The 21,117-nt window shown below is 40.1% G+C and carries 18 protein-coding genes; 12 read left to right on the top strand and 6 right to left on the bottom strand.

Annotated elements, in window-relative coordinates:
• Positions 1-2: 2 nt before the first annotated feature.
• The 4 genes from gcvH (at position 3) to KV40_RS01260 (ending at position 6,658) form a co-directional block, all read left to right on the top strand.
• Positions 3-401, top strand: coding sequence for a glycine cleavage system protein GcvH (gene gcvH / locus KV40_RS01275; protein WP_036477106.1), 399 nt, complete (start codon positions 3-5; stop codon positions 399-401).
• A 123-nt stretch (positions 402-524) separates the two neighbouring features.
• Positions 525-3,470 (top strand): aminomethyl-transferring glycine dehydrogenase, encoded by a 2,946-nt coding sequence (gcvP, locus tag KV40_RS01270; RefSeq protein WP_036477103.1) that lies wholly within the window; start codon positions 525-527, stop codon positions 3,468-3,470.
• Between the two features lie 115 nt (positions 3,471-3,585).
• Positions 3,586-4,932, top strand: a complete 1,347-nt coding sequence (glmU, locus tag KV40_RS01265; protein ID WP_036477102.1) for a bifunctional UDP-N-acetylglucosamine diphosphorylase/glucosamine-1-phosphate N-acetyltransferase GlmU — start codon at positions 3,586-3,588, stop codon at positions 4,930-4,932.
• Between the two features lie 658 nt (positions 4,933-5,590).
• Entirely contained in the window at positions 5,591-6,658 is a 1,068-nt protein-coding gene (locus tag KV40_RS01260; protein ID WP_036477100.1) for an NAD-dependent epimerase/dehydratase family protein, read from the top strand.
• Between the two features lie 234 nt (positions 6,659-6,892).
• Here KV40_RS01260 and KV40_RS01255 read toward each other — a convergent pair whose 3' ends face one another.
• Together KV40_RS01255 and KV40_RS01250 are read right to left on the bottom strand one after the other, a co-directional pair.
• Positions 6,893-7,147: a hypothetical protein gene (locus KV40_RS01255; protein WP_036477099.1), complete on the bottom strand. Its 255-nt coding sequence runs from the start codon at positions 7,145-7,147 to the stop codon at positions 6,893-6,895.
• A gap of 264 nt (positions 7,148-7,411) precedes the next feature.
• On the bottom strand, positions 7,412-8,272 hold the full coding sequence (locus tag KV40_RS01250) for a fatty acid desaturase (protein ID WP_036477095.1): 861 nt from the start codon (positions 8,270-8,272) through the stop codon (positions 7,412-7,414).
• A gap of 270 nt (positions 8,273-8,542) precedes the next feature.
• Here KV40_RS01250 and KV40_RS01245 point away from each other — a divergent pair, with 270 nt between their 5' ends.
• Positions 8,543-9,757 (top strand): TetR family transcriptional regulator, encoded by a 1,215-nt coding sequence (locus KV40_RS01245; RefSeq protein ID WP_036477093.1) that lies wholly within the window; start codon positions 8,543-8,545, stop codon positions 9,755-9,757.
• A 99-nt stretch (positions 9,758-9,856) separates the two neighbouring features.
• Here the strand turns inward: KV40_RS01245 and tsaD are convergent, their stop codons facing one another.
• Positions 9,857-10,891: a tRNA (adenosine(37)-N6)-threonylcarbamoyltransferase complex transferase subunit TsaD gene (gene tsaD, locus KV40_RS01240; RefSeq protein WP_036477090.1), complete on the bottom strand. Its 1,035-nt coding sequence runs from the start codon at positions 10,889-10,891 to the stop codon at positions 9,857-9,859.
• A 125-nt stretch (positions 10,892-11,016) separates the two neighbouring features.
• Between tsaD and KV40_RS01235 the strand changes: the two genes are divergently transcribed.
• The 3 genes from KV40_RS01235 to KV40_RS01230 all read left to right on the top strand — a co-directional run bounded on the left by KV40_RS01235 (position 11,017) and on the right by KV40_RS01230 (position 13,560).
• The gene (locus tag KV40_RS01235) at positions 11,017-11,520 is read left to right on the top strand and encodes a photosystem I reaction center subunit III (protein ID WP_036477088.1); all 504 of its coding nucleotides are present in this window, start codon (positions 11,017-11,019) and stop codon (positions 11,518-11,520) included.
• A gap of 35 nt (positions 11,521-11,555) precedes the next feature.
• Entirely contained in the window at positions 11,556-11,687 is a 132-nt protein-coding gene (gene psaJ / locus KV40_RS32950) for a photosystem I reaction center subunit IX (RefSeq protein ID WP_072013749.1), read from the top strand.
• Between the two features lie 175 nt (positions 11,688-11,862).
• Entirely contained in the window at positions 11,863-13,560 is a 1,698-nt protein-coding gene (locus KV40_RS01230) for a glycosyltransferase family 39 protein (RefSeq protein ID WP_081942715.1), read from the top strand.
• Between the two features lie 144 nt (positions 13,561-13,704).
• Here the strand turns inward: KV40_RS01230 and cysH are convergent, their stop codons facing one another.
• The 3 genes from cysH to KV40_RS01215 form a co-directional block, all read right to left on the bottom strand.
• On the bottom strand, positions 13,705-14,463 hold the full coding sequence (cysH, locus tag KV40_RS01225) for a phosphoadenosine phosphosulfate reductase (RefSeq protein ID WP_036477085.1): 759 nt from the start codon (positions 14,461-14,463) through the stop codon (positions 13,705-13,707).
• Positions 14,464-14,657: 194 nt separating this feature from the next.
• Positions 14,658-15,101, bottom strand: coding sequence for a DUF2267 domain-containing protein (locus KV40_RS01220; protein ID WP_036477083.1), 444 nt, complete (start codon positions 15,099-15,101; stop codon positions 14,658-14,660).
• 164 nt (positions 15,102-15,265) lie between these two features.
• Positions 15,266-16,273, bottom strand: coding sequence for a phosphoribulokinase (locus KV40_RS01215; RefSeq protein ID WP_036477080.1), 1,008 nt, complete (start codon positions 16,271-16,273; stop codon positions 15,266-15,268).
• A gap of 783 nt (positions 16,274-17,056) precedes the next feature.
• Here KV40_RS01215 and petH point away from each other — a divergent pair.
• The 4 genes from petH (at position 17,057) to KV40_RS01195 (ending at position 21,062) form a co-directional block, all read left to right on the top strand.
• Positions 17,057-18,262, top strand: coding sequence for a ferredoxin--NADP reductase (gene petH, locus KV40_RS01210; RefSeq protein WP_036477079.1), 1,206 nt, complete (start codon positions 17,057-17,059; stop codon positions 18,260-18,262).
• Between the two features lie 156 nt (positions 18,263-18,418).
• Positions 18,419-18,973: a crossover junction endodeoxyribonuclease RuvC gene (gene ruvC / locus KV40_RS01205; protein WP_036477076.1), complete on the top strand. Its 555-nt coding sequence runs from the start codon at positions 18,419-18,421 to the stop codon at positions 18,971-18,973.
• A gap of 371 nt (positions 18,974-19,344) precedes the next feature.
• Positions 19,345-20,826 carry a sugar transferase gene (locus KV40_RS01200; RefSeq protein ID WP_052055244.1) on the top strand — a complete coding sequence of 494 codons (1,482 nt, stop codon included), beginning with the start codon at positions 19,345-19,347 and terminating at the stop codon, positions 20,824-20,826.
• 14 nt (positions 20,827-20,840) lie between these two features.
• The gene (locus tag KV40_RS01195) at positions 20,841-21,062 is read left to right on the top strand and encodes an NAD-dependent epimerase/dehydratase family protein (protein ID WP_036477074.1); all 222 of its coding nucleotides are present in this window, start codon (positions 20,841-20,843) and stop codon (positions 21,060-21,062) included.
• Positions 21,063-21,117: the final 55 nt, after the last annotated feature.

Below are 21,117 nucleotides of genomic sequence, written 5' to 3'. Positions count from 1 at the left end.
AGATGGAAATAACCTATCCTGAAGATTTGCAGTATCTAGACAGCCACGAATATGTCCGTATGGAGGGAGAAATTGCCACCATAGGGGTGAGTGCTTTTGCCATCGATCAATTAGGAGATATTGTGTTCCTCGAACTACCAGAAATTGGCGATGCGATCGAAGTCGGAGAGAGCTTTGGTACGATTGAATCGGTAAAAGCTGTAGAAGATCTCTATCCTCCCGTATCTGGTACGGTAGTCGAACGTAATGAAACATTAATAGATGCTCCCGAAGATATTGCCGAAGATCCCTACGGTGAAGGATGGTTGCTTAAGGTGCGGGTAGATAATCCCGATGAAGAATTAGTAGATATTCTCTCTGCTGCTGAATATCGCGCACAAGTAGAGGGAGAAGAGGATTAAGCAAATAATGTTTATTTCAAACTAGACAAATTTGCTAAGGTTTATTACAACAAACTTAATAAGTAAGTGGTAGCATCGGGTAATTTTTCGATGCGCCACTATTTTTCTAGTTAGCAATATCCTATGGTAAATTTAGACCTCAACCGCGATCCGAAGGCTGGGCTAACGCCCAATCGTCAAACTACAAAACTTCAAAACGACTCAGATATAAATACAATTGCCGCTACAGATGTTTTTGTCGCCAGACATATTGGTATAGATCGCAAGCAAATTCAACAGATGCTTGAGATTTTAGGTTTAAATACTATAGATGAACTAATTGCCAAAACCGTACCGCCAGCTATTCGCCTCAATAAAGCGTTACAGCTACCAGAAGCTTTAAGTGAAACAGCGGCTTTAGCCAAACTTCAAGCGATCGCCAAGCAAAATCAGCTATATCGCTCGTTTATCGGCATGGGCTACCACAACTGCATTACGCCAGCAGTAATTCTGCGTAACGTGCTAGAAAATCCTGGCTGGTATACGGCATACACTCCCTATCAAGCCGAAATCGCTCAAGGTAGATTAGAAGCATTGCTCAATTTTCAAACGATGGTTATCGAGCTTACTAGTTTGGAAATTGCTAACTCTTCATTGCTAGACGAAGGAACTGCCGCCGCCGAAGCCATGAGTATGAGCTATGGCGTTTGTAAGACTAAAGCTAATGCCTTTTTTGTAGATACAGGCTGTCATCCCCAGACTATTGAAGTAATTAAAACTCGCGCTAATCCTTTGGGTATTGAAGTAATTGTCGGCGATTATCGTAACTTTGACTTTACTACGTCAATTTTTGGTGCGTTGTTGCAATATCCTACTACCACAGGCACAATCGACGATTACCGCGAATTTATCGAGCGAGTACACGAACATAAAGCCTTAGCTACCGTCGCTGCCGATATTCTCAGTTTGACTCTCTTGACTCCTCCTGGTGAATTTGGCGCAGATATTGCTGTAGGCAGTACCCAAAGATTTGGCGTGCCTTTAGGCTATGGGGGACCTCATGCCGCTTATTTTGCTACTAAAGAGAAGTATAAGCGACAAGTACCTGGAAGAATTGTCGGTGTATCTAAAGACGCTAACGGCAAACCTGCTTTACGATTGGCACTGCAAACTAGAGAGCAACATATTCGTAGGGAAAAAGCTACTAGCAACATCTGTACGGCGCAAGTTTTGCTTGCGGTGATGGCTTCGATGTATGGTGTCTATCATGGGGCAGCAGGAATTAAACGTATTGCCGAACGAGTACACCAACTAACTTTAATTTTGGCAGCAGGATTAAAACAATTGGGCTACGAACTCGCATCAGAATCTTTCTTCGATACTTTAAAAATAAATACGGAGAATGCTTTAGAAATAGTTAAAGCGGCAGAAGCTAACGGAATTAACTTACGTTTGTTTGATGATAATGCGATCGCTATTTCTCTAGATGAAACCACAGTTGAGAAAGATTTAGAAGATATTTGGCGTATTTTTGCCAATACTGACAAATTACCTTTTACCCTTTCGGCTTGTAAAGATGTTTCCGAGAATATTCCCCCATCGTTACAGCGCACCAGTGACTATCTTACCGATCCAGTTTTTAACCGCTATCATTCCGAAACCGAACTGCTACGATATCTCCATCAGCTAGAAACCAAAGATTTATCTCTAACTACTTCGATGATTCCTTTGGGTTCGTGTACGATGAAGCTCAACGCTACAGCAGAAATGTTACCCGTTACCTGGGCTGAATTTGGCAAGATCCATCCTTTCGTACCGCGATCGCAAACTTCAGGCTATCAGCAGCTATTTAAGGATTTAGAAATCTGGTTGGGAGAAATTACGGGTTTTGCAGGTGTTTCCCTACAGCCCAATGCTGGTTCTCAGGGCGAGTATGCAGGATTGCAGGTAATTCGTAAATACCATCAACAGCGAGGTGAAGGACATCGCCACATCTGTTTGATTCCAGAGTCGGCACACGGTACCAATCCCGCCAGTGCGGTAATGTGCGGTATGAAAGTAGTAGCGGTCAAGTGCGATCGCGATGGCAATATCGACGTTCGAGACTTGCAAACCAAAGCCGAAAAACACCGAGAAAATTTGGCAGCATTGATGGTGACATATCCTTCTACTCATGGCGTATTTGAAACCGAAATTAAAGACATTTGCGCGATCGTCCATCAGTTTGGCGGACAGGTATATATGGACGGGGCAAATATGAACGCTCAGGTAGGCTTGTGTCGTCCAGGTGACTATGGTGCCGATGTCTGCCACCTCAATCTACACAAAACTTTCTGTATTCCTCACGGTGGCGGGGGTCCTGGTGTGGGACCAATCGGCGTGATGTCTCATTTGGTGCCTTTTCTACCCGCTACTACAATTCCCAATAGCAATTCTCAATCTATTGGCGCGATTTCTGCTGCGCCTTACGGTAGTGCCAGCATCTTGACTATTTCTTGGATGTATATCGCCATGATGGGTGCTGAGGGGTTGACCGAGGCTAGCAAAGTGGCAATTCTCAACGCTAACTACATGGCAAAACGCTTGGAGACATATTACCCAGTATTGTATAAAGGTAAATCTGGTTTGGTAGCTCATGAATGTATCATCGATCTGCGTCCTTTGAAAAAACGAGCGGGTGTAGAAGTAGATGATGTTGCCAAGCGATTGATGGATTTTGGTTTTCACGCTCCTACAATTTCTTGGCCCGTTGTCGGTACGATGATGATCGAACCTACCGAAAGTGAGTCTAAAGAAGAGTTAGACCGCTTTTGCGATGCCATGATTGCCATCTATCACGAAGCAGAAGCGATCGCCAATGATGAAATCGATCCTGATAATAATCCTTTAAAAAATGCTCCCCATACTGCCGAATCTCTCATCTGTGGCAAATGGGAACGTCCCTACACTCGCGAACAGGCGGCATATCCCACTCCTTGGACGAGAGAACATAAGTTTTGGGTTTCAGTTAGCCGCATAGATAATGCCTATGGCGATCGCAACCTGGTTTGTTCCTGCGAGGGTATGGAAGCTTTTTTAGATAATGAGTAGTAAAAAGGGGCGATTTGCGAATTGCCCGTACGAGTTTTATAGCCCAAATTACTTTGGACATCTTGGTTGAGAAAAGTTATACTCCTATCGGATTTAAAAACTATTTTTAAGCGGTATGGTAGCGGTAGCAATATTAGCAGCGGGAAAAGGCACGCGGATGAAATCCGATTTGCCAAAAGTATTGCATTCACTAGGTGGACTAACTTTAGTAGAACGAGTTCTTAATAGCTGTAGTTTGCTCGATCTCGAACGACAAATAGTAATTGTTGGCTATCAGGGGGAAAAAGTCAAACAAGCATTGCGCGATCGCGCCTCGGTAGAGTTTGTCGAACAAACAGAACAACTCGGTACGGGACACGCCGTACAGCAGATAATACCTAAGCTGGAAGGCTATATCGGAGACGTGCTGGTTTTAAATGGTGATGCTCCCTTATTACGTCCAGAAACTTTACAAAAGCTGGTAAATACCCATCAAACACAGCAAAATTCGGCAACCTTGCTTACTGCCCAATTACCAAATCCCCAAGGATACGGACGAGTTTTTTGCGACGATAACGATCTAGTCGAGTCAATTATTGAAGAACGCGACTGTACGGCCTCGCAAAAACAACATCGTCGAGTTAATGCAGGCATTTACTGTTTTAATTGGCAGCAATTAGCAGCAGCACTACCAAAACTTTCGACCGATAACGATCAACAGGAATATTACTTAACTGAAGTAGTCGATTATCTCGATCGCGTCATGGCAGTTGATGCCGACGATTATTTAGAAACTAACGGCATTAACAACCGCCAGCAGTTAGCGGCAGCTTATGATATTTTGCAGCAGCGAATTAAAAACGACTGGATGCACGCAGGAGTAACGATGATTAACTCCGACTCAATTACCATTGACGAAACTGTAAAACTACAGCCCAATGTAATTATCGAACCTCAAACCCATTTAAGAGGCAATACGGAGATCGCGGCTGGAAGTCGCATTGGTCCTGGCAGCCTGATTGAAAATAGTAAAATTGGGGAAAATGTCAGCGTACTTTATTCGGTTGTCAGCGACTCGGAAATTTCTGCCAATACGCGCATCGGTCCTTATGCCCATCTTCGAGGCGGTGCCAAACTAGGTGAAAACTGTCGAGTGGGTAATTTTGTTGAAATCAAAAAAACTACTGTCGGTGCTAACACTAACGCCGCTCATCTATCTTACTTAGGCGATGCTACATTAGGCGATCGCGTCAATATTGGTGCGGGTACGATTACTGCTAACTATGACGGCAAACAAAAACATCACACCAAAATTGGCAACGACTCAAAAACAGGTTCTAATAGCGTTTTAGTCGCTCCCCTTACTTTAGGAGATAATGTTACCGTAGCGGCAGGTTCGGTAGTTACCAAAAACGTTACCGATAATGCTTTGGTTATTGCGCGATCGCGCCAAAAAGAAATACCAGATTGGCAACCTAATTGATGAAGAAAAAAGTTCGAGGGAAGATGTTTTCTTCTTCCTTTTTTAATCTCTAAAGAATAAAAGAAGAAGACTTCCCACCCCGACCAGATAAAATCGGGCATTGAATTGTCAAAAAAAAACTCTTTAAAATTTATTTTTCGTAGATAAATAATAAATCCCATATTTTTCAGGATTTAAATTGCTTAATTTAGTTTTTAATTACTTTTATTGTTTCAAACAATATTACCAGAGCGATCGCAATAGATTTGCCAAAATTTTTAATCCCTAAAAATTATAATTATTTTAATTAATTTTCTCATTGATGACTAGCTTTTTGCTGCTGGTTAGTAGTGAACGATATTCCTCCTAAAAAAGGCGGAGCCTGCGTTTACTGCATTCGGTAGTTAGTTGTTATATAGGGTTAGAGCTAATTAAATCTCGATTATTCATACCTATGATTTTTTTTAAATAACTATAAAAACTTTATATGTAAAATACTCCTGGAAATTGTCTAGTAATTACTGTATATTAGCCAGGTACGATTTGGAGATCGATCTAATCTTTTAATCAAGATAGTGCTAATATACTCAAAATTTCAAAATTTTTGGCAAGTGTGTTAACAGTATCGGGTAAAAACTCAGAAAAAAATTTTGTGGTAATTTTGTATTAGGAGCTAAAAATGAGTGTAGCAATTGTCACAGGTTCGGCTGGTCTTATCGGCTCAGAAGCAGTAAAATTTTTCAGTCGCTTGGGAATGGATGTTGTAGGCATTGACAATGATATGCGTCAATTCTTTTTTGGCGAAGAAGCTTCAACAAAATGGAACCGAGAGCGTTTGGAAAGAGAACTTGATAACTACAAACACTACGACGTAGACATTAGAGACTTCTCAAAAATCGAGCAAATATTTCAACATTTTGGTAAAGATATTGCCTTAATTATTCATACAGCCGCTCAACCCTCTCATGACTGGGCAGCTAGCGATCCTTTTTCTGACTTTTCGGTAAATGCCAACGGTACGTTAAATTTATTAGAGGCAACTCGTCATCATTGTCCAGAGGCAGTATTTATTTTTACTTCTACAAATAAGGTTTATGGAGACTTACCAAATTATTTACCTTTAAATGAACTAGAAAAGCGTTGGGAAATCGACTCGGCTCATAAATACTCGACTGGAATTGCGGAAAACATGAGTATCGACCAGTCCAAGCATTCTCTTTTTGGTGCTTCTAAAGTTGCTGCTGATGTATTGGTACAAGAGTATGGTCGTTATTTCGATCTGAAAACAGCTTCTTTTAGAGGAGGTTGTTTGACTGGTCCCAATCATTCGGGAACCCAACTACATGGTTTTTTGGCTTATTTAATGAAGTGTGCGGTAACTGGCAAACCCTATACAATTTTTGGTTATAAAGGCAAACAGGTTCGCGACAATATTCATTCTTCAGACCTAATTGCTGCTTTTTATGAGTTCTATCAAAATCCAGGCGTTGCTGAAGTGTACAACATTGGTGGTGGTCGTGAAAGCAACTGTTCGATGTTAGAAGCAATTGAAATGTGTCAGGAGATTGCGAGCAAAGAGTTTAATTATTCTTATTCAGAGCAAAATCGCAGTGGCGATCACATTTGGTATATTAGCGATTTAACTAAGTTCAAAACTCAATACCCTAACTGGTCGCTCAAATACAACGTCAGACAAATTTTAGAAGAGATTTATGAATTTAATGTAGAAAAATGGACGAAAGCTTAATCTAGTCTTTTTAGACATTAGCTAGAGAGATTTAATACGTTACATTTTTGGGTCGATAAAAATTAAAACTTTATTAGAACTAGAGACTAGAGCCTATAGTCGCCATAGTCTCTAGCAATGTTTTTTACTCAATCTCTAGAAAACACGGCAGCAAAAACTTCAAGCAAATTACTCCCTTAGAGGAAACAAAGATTTACCAAAACCCGATCGCATTTAAGTCATTAGCTCTAAACCTCATTCGTCATTACTCTCGTCTACAGAATGTTCGCCAATTCCCAACTGTTTTTTTGTTTGCTTGAGTTGCTTCCAAAGAGATTTGATATTTTTGTAAGCTTGGTGAGGAGAGATCTTGCCGTTGGTTTCCAAAGCACAGGTATAGCCTACTCGTTGAGAAAACTCCTGTAAATTGGCATTAAAAACTAAATTTTCAGGACGAACTTTGCCATTATAACGATGATGTGAATATAAAAACTTGTTTTTGTCAGTCATAATATTTCGGTTATAGATAAAAATTAAATAGATAGATCTTAGCTTTGTTGGTAATTTTTTCTCAAGCTTTTTTAACCTAATTTTAAAGAAAATTTATTTTAGACTTTACCTACTGTGTTTCTATTTTCTGTTTCCCTGCCACCCACTCATTATCAAGCAGCAGGTAAAAACTAAAAAATTGGCAACCGCAGAATTCTGCGGTTGCCAAGAAGATTGAATTATTAAAGCAAATTGCGATTTGCTTTTTCTAAAAGCCAAACTGGTTTAGTTTTTGACTGCCACTTTGGCTGGTTGCGGCATTACTACCTTCTTTGCCAAACCAAGTAGCCGCAGTACCTGTATGGAAAACCAGGTAATATCGACTTCCCACCAGCGCAAACCTGCTTTAGCAACACGAGGATGAGCGTGATGATTGTTGTGCCAACCTTCACCATAAGCGAGAACGGCTACCCACCAGAGATTGCGAGAGCCATCATCTTGAATGGGAAAGTTGCGATATCCTAAAAAGTGAGTGGCAGAGTTGACAAACCAGGTACTGTGCCAGAGGACGACCGAGCGAAGGAAAATGCCATAAATTACAAATGACCAACCGCCAACAGCAAAAAGGAGCAAGCCTAAAGCAACCTGTAGCCAAACAAAGTTACTATTCAACCACCGATAGTAAGGAACTCTGTCGATATCGGGAGCATATTTTTTATAAGATTCGTATTCAAAAAATTCTGGCTTTTGATATATCAGCCACAACATATGACTCCACCAAAATCCTTTATTAGCAGAGTGGGGATCTTTATCATCAACTTCAGCATGGGCGTGATGCAGACGATGTCCTGCCACCCAGAAAATCGGTCCTCCCTGCAAAGCTAAGGCACCAATAGTTACCAAAATATATTCCAGCCATTGAGGAACTTGAAAACTGCGATGGGTCAATAAACGATGATAAGCCAAGCAGATGCCAATACTACCACATAACCAGTGAAGAAAAATTGCTACTCCTAGAGCCGACCAGGAAAAGAACCAGGGTGCTGTTAGTGCCAGAACATGAAAAGCTCCAAACACCGAAATATTTAACCAGGATAGTTTAAATTCTGGCTTGGTTGAAGGAGCAATCATTTGTTGTGTAGTCATTATAAATATTCCTCATATGAATATATAAAATTGGGTTTGTAAAGGCGATTGGCAGAGCCAGCGCGCAGAGCGCGATCGCATCTTTAACAAGAGCTATATTTCGCTGCTTGTTTGAGTTGTTGTTTATTTTGCAAGTGTCACTTACATTTCTAAAGGTAGCAGTTATTATATTAATAGTGCAAGCGTTACTTACATTTTCTTTCTTTAGTCTTATACATATCGTCCGAAGCAAACAAATAAGAGAAATGGCAACTACCCAAACTTTTGATTATGCCTAGCAAACGAAAATCGACCAAAGCTCGTTTAATTGAAGCTGCATTAGATTTATTCGCCGAAAGAGGAGTTACAGAAACTACTACTAAAGCAGTTGCCGAACGCGCCAATGTCAATGAAGTTACTTTGTTTCGCAACTTCGGCAATAAATATCGCTTGTTACTTGCAGTAATCGAAGATTCGGCAGTATTTGCCAAACTAGTTCACGCTTTGGTAGAAAAAGCCAACAGTAAAGAAACTGTAGCCGAATTTTTACAAGAATATGCCAAAGAAAGTTTGAATACCCTTGAAAAAGCTCCCGATCTAGTTCGCTCTGTAGTAGGAGAAGCAGGCAACTACCCAGTAGAAAACCGTTTGGCACTGGGAAAGGGATTTGCTGAAGCTAATAAATACGTAGCAGATTGTCTGGCAGAAGCGATCGCCGCTTCGGGAGCGGAAAGCCATTTTAGCGCCGAACAAATTGTCAGTTTGCTAAATAGTTTTTTGTTTGGTTACTTTACGATTAAATCTACTGCTGAAGGCTATTTGCTATGGGATAATGACGATGAATTCATCGAGAGCCTGACTGCCTTATTTTTGCAGGGAATTATTGCCGCTAAAGAGCATCCTGCAACTACTTTAAAATTTGAAGCGATAGAAGATTTACCCGCCAATTTAGTGCGATCGCTCTTGCTTCAGGCAAAAAAACTGGGAAAACAGGAATATGCCATAGTTTACGTACTGTTTGGTGCTGGTTTAACAGTAGAAGAAATAATCAATCTGGAGCGATCGCATTCTTTAGTCGAACCCCAACAGCATCTTCTACAAATTAACGACGGCGCAGTACGGCGCGTTCCGCTCAATCACTGGATAATGGGATTTCGCTATGGTTCGCCAACTGCTAATCCTCTAACCAGGTGGCTTAAAAATCGCAAAGACGAGCGAGCGGCTTTATTTATCAATGACTCGGAACAACCGCTCTCAGAGTTAGAATTACGTAATATTTGGCAGCTTGTAGCGGCAGATTTACTAACGCCTTTGGGAAAAGTCCCTACTGTAGAACAAGCACGTCAGACTTGGTGTGTCGAGATGTTAACCAAAGGTATCGGCTTGGAAGACCTAAGTATTTTGAGCGGCATGACCATCAAACAACTGCGACCATACGCTCAAATTGCTAGAGAAAAAGCGGCGATCGAACAAGCTACAAATTTAGACCGCAAACCATCTATTTAAAGCAGGGGGAGTTGAGGGCAGGGGAAGACTTTTTTAAGTAGCAAGTAGCAAGTTTTCTGTTCCCTATTTCCCGTTTTCTATTTCCTCATAGCTTCTTAATTAATACAGTTCCATAACCTTAGTAATATTTAGGCGCGATCGCACTTCTAAAGTTAGAGAAGAGCTATGTCCCAAATTATAATGCTGCGCTGCGGCACAACCAATCATGGCGGCATTGTCGGTACAGAGCTTTAATGGGGGAAAATAAACCTGAAGCTCGTGTTTTTGCGCTGCTGCCAGTAAATGCTCTCTCAAGCCACTATTTGCCGCTACACCACCACCAATAGTAATAGTTTTGACTCCATAATCTAAAGCACATCTAACGCTACGCTGAGTCAAAACTCGCGCCACCGTTTCTTGAAAGCTCGCTGCTAGGTCGTTAACGGGTATTTCGCCTCGTTTTTCTAGTTTTGCTATCAGCCTCATTACTGCCGTTTTCATGCCGCTAAAGCTAAAGTCATATGGATGAAAGCCACCATTTGGTAGAGATATCTTGCCTTCTGGTAGTTTGAAAGCTTGAGGATCTCCCTGACGCGCTAGTTTATCAATGACAGGACCACCTGGATAACCTAAATTTAGTAATCTCGCCACTTTGTCAAAAGCTTCTCCTGCGGCATCGTCTCTCGTCGAACCTAGTAGTTCGTATTTACCATAATCTTTGACATGAATTGTGCTGGTATGACCGCCAGAGACTAAGAGACACATAAAAGGAGGCTGTAATTTGGGTTGAGCCAGATAAGCAGCATAAATATGACCCTCTAAATGGTGTACCCCCAAAAATGGCTTATTGTGGAGCATAGCCAGGGTTTTAGCTACGGCAACACCAACTAGTAAAGCACCTACCAAACCAGGAGTACAGGTGGCGGCGATCGCGTCTATTTGCTCCCAGTCTAATTGCGCTTCTTTTAGAGCGCGATCGATTTCGGGGTTAATAATTTCTAAATGTTGGCGCGAAGCTAATTCTGGTACTACGCCACCATATATTCGGTGTAATTCAATTTGCGAAGATACAATACTACTTAAAACTTCACGGTTTTTTACAATTGCTACCGCAGTTTCGTCACAACTTGTTTCGATCGCTAAAATAGTTGCCATCCTTTGATAATGTCTATCTAGAAGAACATCTTGGTTCGATTTACGGGCGACACAAACCCTCGAAATAAATTCGAGGGACGCGCCCTCACAAACACGATTATCCTGTAACTAAAGGAAACAGATTTATGCAAAGATTATTTGCTTTAATACTTGTTGTCACCTTGTGGTTTGGCGTTATGCCTGCTGCCAATGCTGCTGAAGAGGTAGCAAATCTAACACCCTGTGCGGAAAACCCTGCTTACCAACAAAGAGCGCAAAATTTCCGTAACACTACTAGCGATCCCAATTCTGGTGCTATGAGAGCCGAACGTTATGCTGAAGCTCTTTGTGGACCCGAAGGCTATCCACATTTAATTGTAGATGGTCGCTGGTCTCATATGGGAGATTTCTTTATTCCCAGCGTTCTCTTTCTTTATATCGCAGGCTGGATCGGCTGGGCTGGTCGCTCTTACATAATTGAAGTTAGAGACGATAAGAAAACAGAAATGAAAGAAATCATTGTCGATGTACCATTGGCACTGAAAAAAATGATTGCCGAAGGTCCACTATGGCCAGTATTGGCTTTTGGTGAATTTACCAGCGGCAAATTAACCGCTAACGACAACGAGATTCCCATATCCCCTCGTTAGATTGTCCCTTAGTTTATTTAAATGGAGAATATTTTATGGAAGGATTACAAAAGTTTCTTTCGACAGCACCAGTTTTGATTATGGTTCTGCTAACGGTTACAGCCGGAATTTTGATTGAGTTCAATCGCTTTTTCCCCGATTTGCTGTTCCACCCTTTAAATACCTAGTAGAGGGAGTTTTTGGCGATCGCATCGCTAAAAAGGCTAATTGAGTTTATGGAAGACGGCGATCGCCGTCTTTTTTTTAAAGTCTTTCAGCGATCGCTGAGAATTTTGCTACTACATTTTCTATAAACCTAGTCGATTGATTGTTAGAAGAAGTTAACTCGAAACTTGTCATTCTATGATGAACCAATCAAATTCAAATAGATTGATAGTAAGAGGCTGGCGTTGGCATTTGCCTCCTAAGCCTTGGCGATTTTTGTTTATTACTGTATTAGTCATCGGAATATTTTTTCGCTTTGTCAATCTCGATCGCAAAGTCTACTGGTTAGATGAAGTAATTAACTCAATTCACAGTGCTGGTTATTCAAAAGAAGATGTTGTCGAACGGGTAATAGCTTGGAAAGATAAGAATATTACGATTAGTGACTTACATAAATATCAATATCCCAATTTAGAAACTAACTCTCTTGATGTAATCAGAGTGTTAGCAACTACCGAACCTCAAAGCCCTCCTCTTTATTACTTATTTTCTAGATGGTGGACACAGTTGTTCGGCTCTTCAGTTAACGTGCAAAGAAGTCTATCAGCTTTTATAAGCTTGTTAGCATTTCCTAGCATGTATTGGCTCTGCTGGGAATTATTCGGCTCATCGCTAGCAGCATGGATCGGGGTAATTCTTATTGCTATTTCTCCTTTCCATCTTATCTATGCCCAAGAGGTGCGAATGTATGTACTATGGACGGTAACTATTTTAGTCTCTAGTGCTTCACTGTTACGAGCAACTCGACTGCAAAGAAAACGAGATTGGGTTATTTATGCAGTAAGTTTAACTATAAGTCTCTATACATTTCCTTTGTCTATTTTGGTTGCACTCGCTCACGGAATTTATGTAGCAATAGCTGAAGTTCCCAATTTTTTCAAGCGTAATACTCGTAGTAGAAAAACGTCGCTTCAAATTAGTAAAACATTCCTTAATTATTTTATCGCCTCAATAGTCAGCATTGTTGCCTATGCACCCTGGATAGTTTTTCTGTTCCAGATTGATGAAACAAAAATGGGAGCTTGGAGACAAAGTATATTAACATTTTCAGATTTATTAAAGTACTGGCTCATCCAAACATCTCATATTTTTGCCGATATAAATCCTGAATACCGTACTGTTATCGAAAAGTTATACGATCCTTTGAATTTCTATCCAATGATTTTTATCTGGGCGATCGTATTGTATTCTCTTTATTTTTTAATTCGTAATTCTCCTAAATCAATTGGGACGTTTATATTGTCTTTAACTTTAACTACAGCTTTAGCACTAGTCTTACCAGATTTGATTTTAGGAGGTAGACGCTCTACTGTTACAAGATATTTAATCCCTTGTTACATAGGAATTGAGCTATGTATAGTTAATCTAATTTATTATCGAATTGCCGGTCGGATAACTACAATCTTGCCTAAAAAAATTTGGCAGTATATGTTTGCAGTAATTTTATCATTAGGAATTATTTCCTGTTCGATAATTTATACATCGCAGTCCTGGTCAAATAAATTTTTCAACTATCAAAACGTTCCTATTGCCGCTGTTATTAATAATGCAGAAAATGCTTTATTTATTTCTAATTTCGATTCGGCAACTAAATTAGCAAATTTAATTTCAATAAGCCATAGTATAAAAAGCAAAGTTACAATTCGCTTATCAGATAAACTCTATCTTAGAAAAAGCGATCGCAATTTTAAAAACATATTTTTACTCAATCCTCCATACGAATGGCTAAACTCAATTGAGAAAAAAAACGAGTTTGAAGTCGAAAAAATTTATCGAGGAAAAGCCTCAGACGACACTACTTCCGAATTTAATTTTAGTCTAGTGCGTATTCTGTAACTAAATGCCGAGCTTTTCTGGCAAAAATAATAATTATCAATAACGCGGACGGTTTTCTGCTTTATTAAAACTGCCCGATCGCTTTGATATTGTTTTCCTAGCACTAAAACAATATTTATTATTGCTCGATTAAAAAAAACTCAATTACAAGCTGCTAGAATTGAGACTTTCTGCTTCTTCTGGTGTCTGAGGAAGATGTAGTCCGCATTCTTGCTTGAGACCATGAAAACGTGTATCGCGATCGCTTTCGTCATCTGCCATTAATGGACGGCTGGAATGCCAGTCTCCAACCGTTACATAACCGCGATCGAAATAAGGATGATAGGGTAGGTCGTGTTTGGTTAAATATTGATAAATATCTCGCGAATTCCAGTTTAAAATCGGATAGATTTTATAAATGTCTCTTTGTAGTTCGATGCGGTCTAGGCTTTCGCGGTGTTGAGTCTGATCTTTGCGTAATCCAGCCAACCATGCCGTAGCCTGAAGTTCTTTAAGAGCGCGCTGCATGGGTTCGACTTTACGGATGCGATCGTAGCGATTTAAAGCGTCTAAATCTTCTTGTTCCCACAGCTTGCCGTAAAGTGCTTCCATTCGCGCTGGAGAGAGTGAAGATTGATAGACTTTAAGATTCAACTTTAGTCTTTTTGTTAGTTCTTCGGCGAAACGATAGGTTTCTGCTGGTAAATAACCCGTATCTATCCAAATTACTGGCAAGTCGGCAACGACACTAGTGACTAAATGCAGCATTACTGCCGATTGAATACCAAAGCTAGTCGTCATGACCAATCCCGCACCAAAAGTATTAGCACTCCATTCAACCGTAGTAGTTGCTTTAACATTTTTAAGTTTCTGATTTGCAGCGAATAAATCTACTTTTGGGGCGAGAGATATAGCAGTTGTCATAAATTATATTTCCCTGGGGAACAAATATATACAGTTAGCCGCTTCGACTGAACCAACGATATACAAGTTTGAATATATCAAATTTTATTGTGCCACAGTATAAAGTCAAATCCGTAGAACAATTTTTGCGAAGACACCGAACTGTTAATTCGGTTATCTCCAACAAAAATACCAGCTGTAGCGATTAAAAGAATTTAGGTAGTAACTGCGGTGGGCCATAAAGACTGCAACTCTTTGGGAAACATTTGAGCCACTTCTTCAATTTCTCCTGCCGTTACCCAATCTGAAAGGGTAGCGAATACTCCTTTGAGCAAAGTTTCAATTTCGATCGGATAGTCGCCTTCTGGAAGATTATCGCGTACGTTCTGGATATATGCCTCAAAATCGCGTTCTTTAGTAGGAGTATCGCTGGGTTTCCAACCCTCGTAGTAAAAGCCAGCGAGTAGAATGGGAAGTTGCGCTCCTAACTGAGCGGCTTCTTCTACGGGCAGGCGATCGCGCAAACTTTTAAAGGCGGCTCTAATACCTATAAATACAACATGCTTGTCTTCAATACCGATCTTTGCTCCCACGTCGTTAATAAACTGATTGGTTTTTTGTAAGGTGCGATCGAATACTGTCAATCCTGTAGCAGACATAAATAATTAACTGATGTGTGTGATTTTCTCTGTTATCTTGACAAAACCAGTTTTTGGCTTGCTTCTACCTAAATGTAGATTTATTAAGCTGGTGAAGAAAAAAACGCGAGAGTCAACTACTAGAAACTCTCGCGTTATTAAATGGACTAGCTCTATAGCAGAAACTATACTTTAGCTACTTCCTCTTGTTTCGCCATCAGTTTTTCATAGGTTTCGCGCATTTTCAAACCAACCAATACTTGGAACAAGCCAGTACCATTTTTAGAACCAGGGTACTCTTTATGCTTGAGAATTAATTCGGTCATTTCGCCGTAGTGATCTGTACCCGTTTTACTAAGATGGCTTTCGATATAGATCATTTCTTCTAAGTTATCGAATTGACCATCTACTTCTAAAATCGATACTTCGTGACCGTAAAAGCTATCGGGTCCATAATACATTTTGATTCCTGGATAGGCACAGGTAAGTTTGCGTCCGCAGGGTCGCCAATCAATAGTAGAACCTTCATCAAACAAATAAACAGGCTCGAAAGTTTCTACACCTTCTTTTTGGATCAGACGTACTTTGATTAAATCGCTTTCTTTAGCAGCTTCTGGATCTAGAAGTTCGGTAGGCCATACCTGAATGACTACATCGGCATATTCTCTTTGAGGTTCGATGTAAGCTTTAAAATCTGGTTCACGCGATTTAATTGAAGCCATTACGTCTTCGTAGGTATGTCCCCTCTCGGACATATCACGCTGAACTTTCCACTGAACTTTAACTTCGTCGCTAATGTCGAGATATACGCCAAAATCTACCAAAGAACGGACTCGCTCGTCGTAGAGAGGATGAAGACCTTCTATTACTACGACTTTGTTAGGCTCTACTCGTTCGGGAGGATCGAGTTCGCCAGTTTCATGGTTGTAAATTGGTTTGTCGATCGCTTTGCCTTCTTTGATAGCTTTGATTTGTTCGTACATCAAGTCAAAGTTATTGGCTTTAGGATTTAAAGCAGTAACTTTAGCTTTTTTTCTGCCCTCGCGATCGAGGCTATGATAGTCATCTAAACAGATTACAGTCATAAATTCTTCACCAAATAAATCTGTCAGACGACGGAGAAATGTCGATTTGCCACAGCCAGAGTCACCTGCAACTCCAATAAGTACCACTCGGTCTAAATCGGCGGTCATAAATTTCCTCTTTTACAAAACTAAACTAATCTTTTGTTTTTCTTTATATAAGCTAGCTTATCGCTCCTTGCCGTACGAAAGCAAAAAATCTACCTTCGACGCTAAAGACTACTGTTAAATGCCAAACTCGAAGCTCGATTTAAAGCTAGTAATTGTATTTAACATTAACTGCTATTATGAAAAGATATTATCAGATGGTATTGCTCTCTACAAGAAAGATTGTCAACAATCTAATCCGAACAATTGGTTAATTTATTAAAAAAATTAAAACTGATGCAAGAGGCACAAACTAACTAACGCAATCGAGCTATTGTATAACCAAGGTTTGAAACTCTATCGTCTTAAATGGAATATAGAATACAGGAAAAAATTTATTATAAATTAAACTGTAGCAGTCTCTCAGTGATAGGCTATTAATACAGTACAGCCGCTCTAAAATTATTATTTTTAGTATTTTTACTAAGTCAGAGATTATTCCGTCTTAAACAGATGGAGTCTTATGGACGGCAGTGACTTGAAAGAAGGCTGACTCAGTTAGCTAAAGCAATGTTTCTAACGACGGAGCTATTAGTTAACGGTTCTGAGGCTTCTGGCCTCCCTGCGATCGCGAACGAGCGATCGGATTTTGGATACTTCTTCGGCAAACGCGTTCGGCTCTGATTTCGTCAGAATCAGTTTTGCTTTTGATGCAAGATGCTCGATCGCTGACAATAATTATCTCAAGAACGGTTCTGTAAAGTATTTATTAGACTGAATTTAAATTGGGGGATTAATTTCCAATCGATGTACAACTCCAACGCAGCAGCATTAAGCAGCAATACGGAATATAAAAATCGCTTATTTGTATACGAGGTAGCAGGATTATCTCAAAACGGCAACAGTAGCGATATTCAGGCTCCTATTCGTAATAGTGGCACCATTTATATTACTGTGCCTTACAACCGCATGAATCAGGAAATGCGGCGGATCAACCGTTTAGGTGGCGAAATTGTCAGTATTAAGCCTCTTAACGGCGAATCAGCCAAAGAAGCAAATAAAACTGGCTCAAAACAGCAAACCAACAGTAACAATGGTAAATCAATGACTCAAGCGAAGGAAGAAAAGAAAAAAGTTCCAGTCAATATATATAGTCCTAGAGATCCTTATATGGGTAAGTGCGTTGAAATTTACGATCTAGTAGATGAAGGCGGAATTGGAACTTGCTGTCATATGACTTTCGATATCTCTGAAGGAGATCTTTACTATTTAGAAGGACAAAGTATCGGTATTATTCCTCCAGGAAAAAATGAAAAAGGCAAGCCTCATAAATTGAGACTTTATTCGATTGCTTCAACTCGACATGGAGACAACCTAGATGACAAAACCGTATCCTTATGCGTTCGGAAACTAGAATACGATCATCCAGAAACGGGCGAGCATGTCGAAGGGGTTTGCTCCAGCTTTTTGTGTGGACTCAAGCCCGATGACGAAGTAGCAATTATGGGACCTGTAGGAAAGGAAATGCTGCTTCCCGATGATGAAGATGCCAATATTATTATGATTGCTACGGGTACGGGGATCGCTCCATTCCGTGCTTATTTATGGCGCATGTTTAGAGAAGGCGATCTCAACCCCGACTATAACTTCAAAGGCTTTGCCTGGCTATTTTTTGGTATTCCCAAAACAGAGAATATTCTCTATAAAAAAGAGCTAGAAGAAATACAGAAAAACCATTCCGATAACTTCCGCATGGATTATGCGATTAGCCGCGAACAGAAAAATTCCGAAGGCGGCAAAATGTACATCCAACACCGTATTGCCGAACATGCCGACGAACTGTGGAAATTAATTCAAGATCCCAAAACTCATACCTATATTTGCGGACTTAAAGGTATGGAAGACGGTATCGATGAAGCTTTAGCAACCGCAGCTGAAAAAAGCGGTACCAATTGGGAAGAATATCGCAAGCAAATGAAAAAAGACGACCGCTGGCACGTAGAAACTTACTAAGGTTTTAGACACTAGCCGATCGCATTTATATCCAGGAAGCACAAACTTTCCTGAAAGTTTTAAATTTACAGCGCATCTACTATCTATATAGTTAGACGCGCTATTTTTTTGCTATGCTGAGGCGAAAAGCAAAGCGCCGTAAAAGCTACAAACACTGTGGTCAAAACCAGACAACGAAAAATTTTAGGAATCGATCCGGGAATTGCTATTGTCGGGTTTGGTACCATTGTCTGTCAAACAGCAGATCTGAGCTTGACTACCAGTTCTCCGATTAAACAAGTTTGTCAAGCCAAATCATTGAGATCTCCTAGCCTACTGGATTTTGGCACAATCGAGACACCTGCTAAAACTCCATTTGGCGATCGCCTCTGCACGATCTACGAGGATTTGCAAACTTTGATTGCTGAAATTCGCCCCGATTTGGTAGCAGTTGAAAAGCTATTTTTTTACCGCATGAGCCATACGATAACTGTCGCTCAGGCAAGAGGTGTTTTGATGTTGGTGCTGGCACAGGCAAATATACCTTATGTCGAGTTTGCCCCGCCTCAAATCAAGCAAACTCTAACAGGGCATGGCAATGCCCCCAAAATCGAAGTTCAAGAAGCGGTAGCCAGAGAATTAACCCTCGATTTTATTCCTCGTCCCGATGATGCAGCAGATGCGCTGGCGATCGCCCTGACGGCTTGGTTTCACGAATCTACAATATCGTAAGACCGCTTTATATGACATTTTTCACGTAAGTATGACATTTTTTACGCAAGCAAGATTTATTTTACAGATACAACTCCAATTGTGTATAATCACTGAAAAATCCAATTCACTATGTTATAAATATAAGATTTTTATTAGGTGTAAATAAAGCAATTTAAGCCTCATTTAGTAATAAATTTTACTAGTAACTTACTAAACACTTAAGTATCTAACAATCAAATCTACCGCTAAAATATATTGCCAATTGTCAAAAGCCAAAAAACAAATATTCCCACGAGAACTATCTATACAACTGCAGGCTAACACTTTGACCGAAGCCTATGAAATGAGTTTTATTTGCTCAATTAATCAATTAAGAAAGCAATCCAAGTATGCTGGAAAACTATACATCTACCACTAGCGAGCAGAGTAGTAATTTCTTCAGCCAAGAAGTTGATAAAAGCCGTGTGGTCAGGGATCTTCGCTCTCCTGGCTTTTTTAAAATAGCCATTCATCAGCTTATATATTTGGCTAAAGTACTAATTCTAATTTTGCTCGACAATTTGGGTTTGGCTGTAGCATGGCTAATCTCGGAAAATATGCGATTTTTGGCTTCTGAGAAGATTACTATTGATAACAGTCCGAACGATTTAATTATTCCTGCCATAATTCTCAATTTATGCTTTTTTATAACCTGCGGTTTATATGGCAAAAACGATCGCAGCAGAAATTTTATTGATTTGATTAAGGCAATTACTTTTACTCACATAGTTTTGCTGTCGGTTGCTTTCGAGTACTGCGATCCCAACTGCTTTTATCAGTTGCTAGCGGCATGGTTTTTGACTGTAGTGCTAACTAGCATGCAGCGTCTATCACTATTTAGTTTGGTATCTTATTTGCGCCGCCAGTATTCTCCGTTGAGATTCAAAATAATGCTGTTGGGCGATCGCGAAGATATTGCCAAAACCGAAGCTCTGTTGGAAGGCAATACTATGTTTCAAGTAGAAGCCAAGCTGGATTTATCAGAGTTTCGTCAACGTGACGGATTGACTATTGCTTTAGATAAGATCGATTATCGCAACATAGATGAAATCTTTATTTGTTCCTGGGAGCAAATTAAAGAGTCAACAAGCCTGTTTTGGAAGTTAAAATGCACTGGAGTTGATTGGCGCATTATCCCCATCAACTTCAAAGTACCCCAACACAGAAAAAACATCGTTACGGTAAAAGGAATCCCCACAATCAAATTCCACAATCCCACACTTATTGGCATCGACTTTTTTAGCAAACGTGTGTTCGATCTTGTGGTTTCATCACTACTGCTATTAATTTTAGGATTACCAATGCTGATAATAGCCTTGGCAATCAAACTCGATTCTTCAGGTTCGATTTTTTACAAGCAAACTCGCGTTGGCTTAAAGAATGAGCATTTTCAAGTCTGGAAATTTCGCACGATGGTAGAAAATGCCAGCCAGCTACAGCAACAGCTAGAAGCGCGAAACGAAATTAAGGGAGGCGTCTTATTTAAAATGAAAGACGATCCTCGAATTACTAGAGTTGGTAAGTTCTTACGCAAGTACAGTCTTGACGAATTGCCCCAATTGTTTAACGTGTTGCGGGGAGAAATGAGTTTGGTAGGTCCTCGCCCTTTACCAGTTAGAGATGTAGCAAAATTTTCTCGCAATCATTTTTTTCGTCACGAAGTTTTACCAGGAATTACGGGACTATGGCAGGTAAGTGGGCGATCGGATACAGATTCAGAAAATGTTTTTAACTTAGATTTTGAATATATTCAAGATTGGTCTTTGGCATTAGATTTTAAAATCTTATTGCGAACTGTAGGAGTGGTGTTCACTAGCAAAGGTGCTTACTAGCGAGGTAAGAAAATATGCAAAATATTTTAGTTACAGGGGGAGAGGGTTACATTGGTTTTCATGCCGTTAGAGAACTCCAACAAAGTGGTTTTCGAGTAATAGTTTTAGACAATCTGGTTTACGGACACCGACATATAGTACAAAAAGTCTTAGAAACCGAACTGATTGTTGGTGATGTCAGCAATCGCGCTTTATCAGACAAAATTTTTCCTGAATATACCTCTTTAGAACAGTGAATCTCTCATGCCTGGCAGTGGCATCTACAACAACATGGTCAACCAATAACAACCT

Origin of the sequence: Myxosarcina sp. GI1 (assembly GCF_000756305.1) — a bacterium.
Classification (GTDB): Bacteria; Cyanobacteriota; Cyanobacteriia; order Cyanobacteriales; family Xenococcaceae; genus Myxosarcina.
This window is presented reverse-complemented; position numbering and strand designations above follow the sequence as displayed.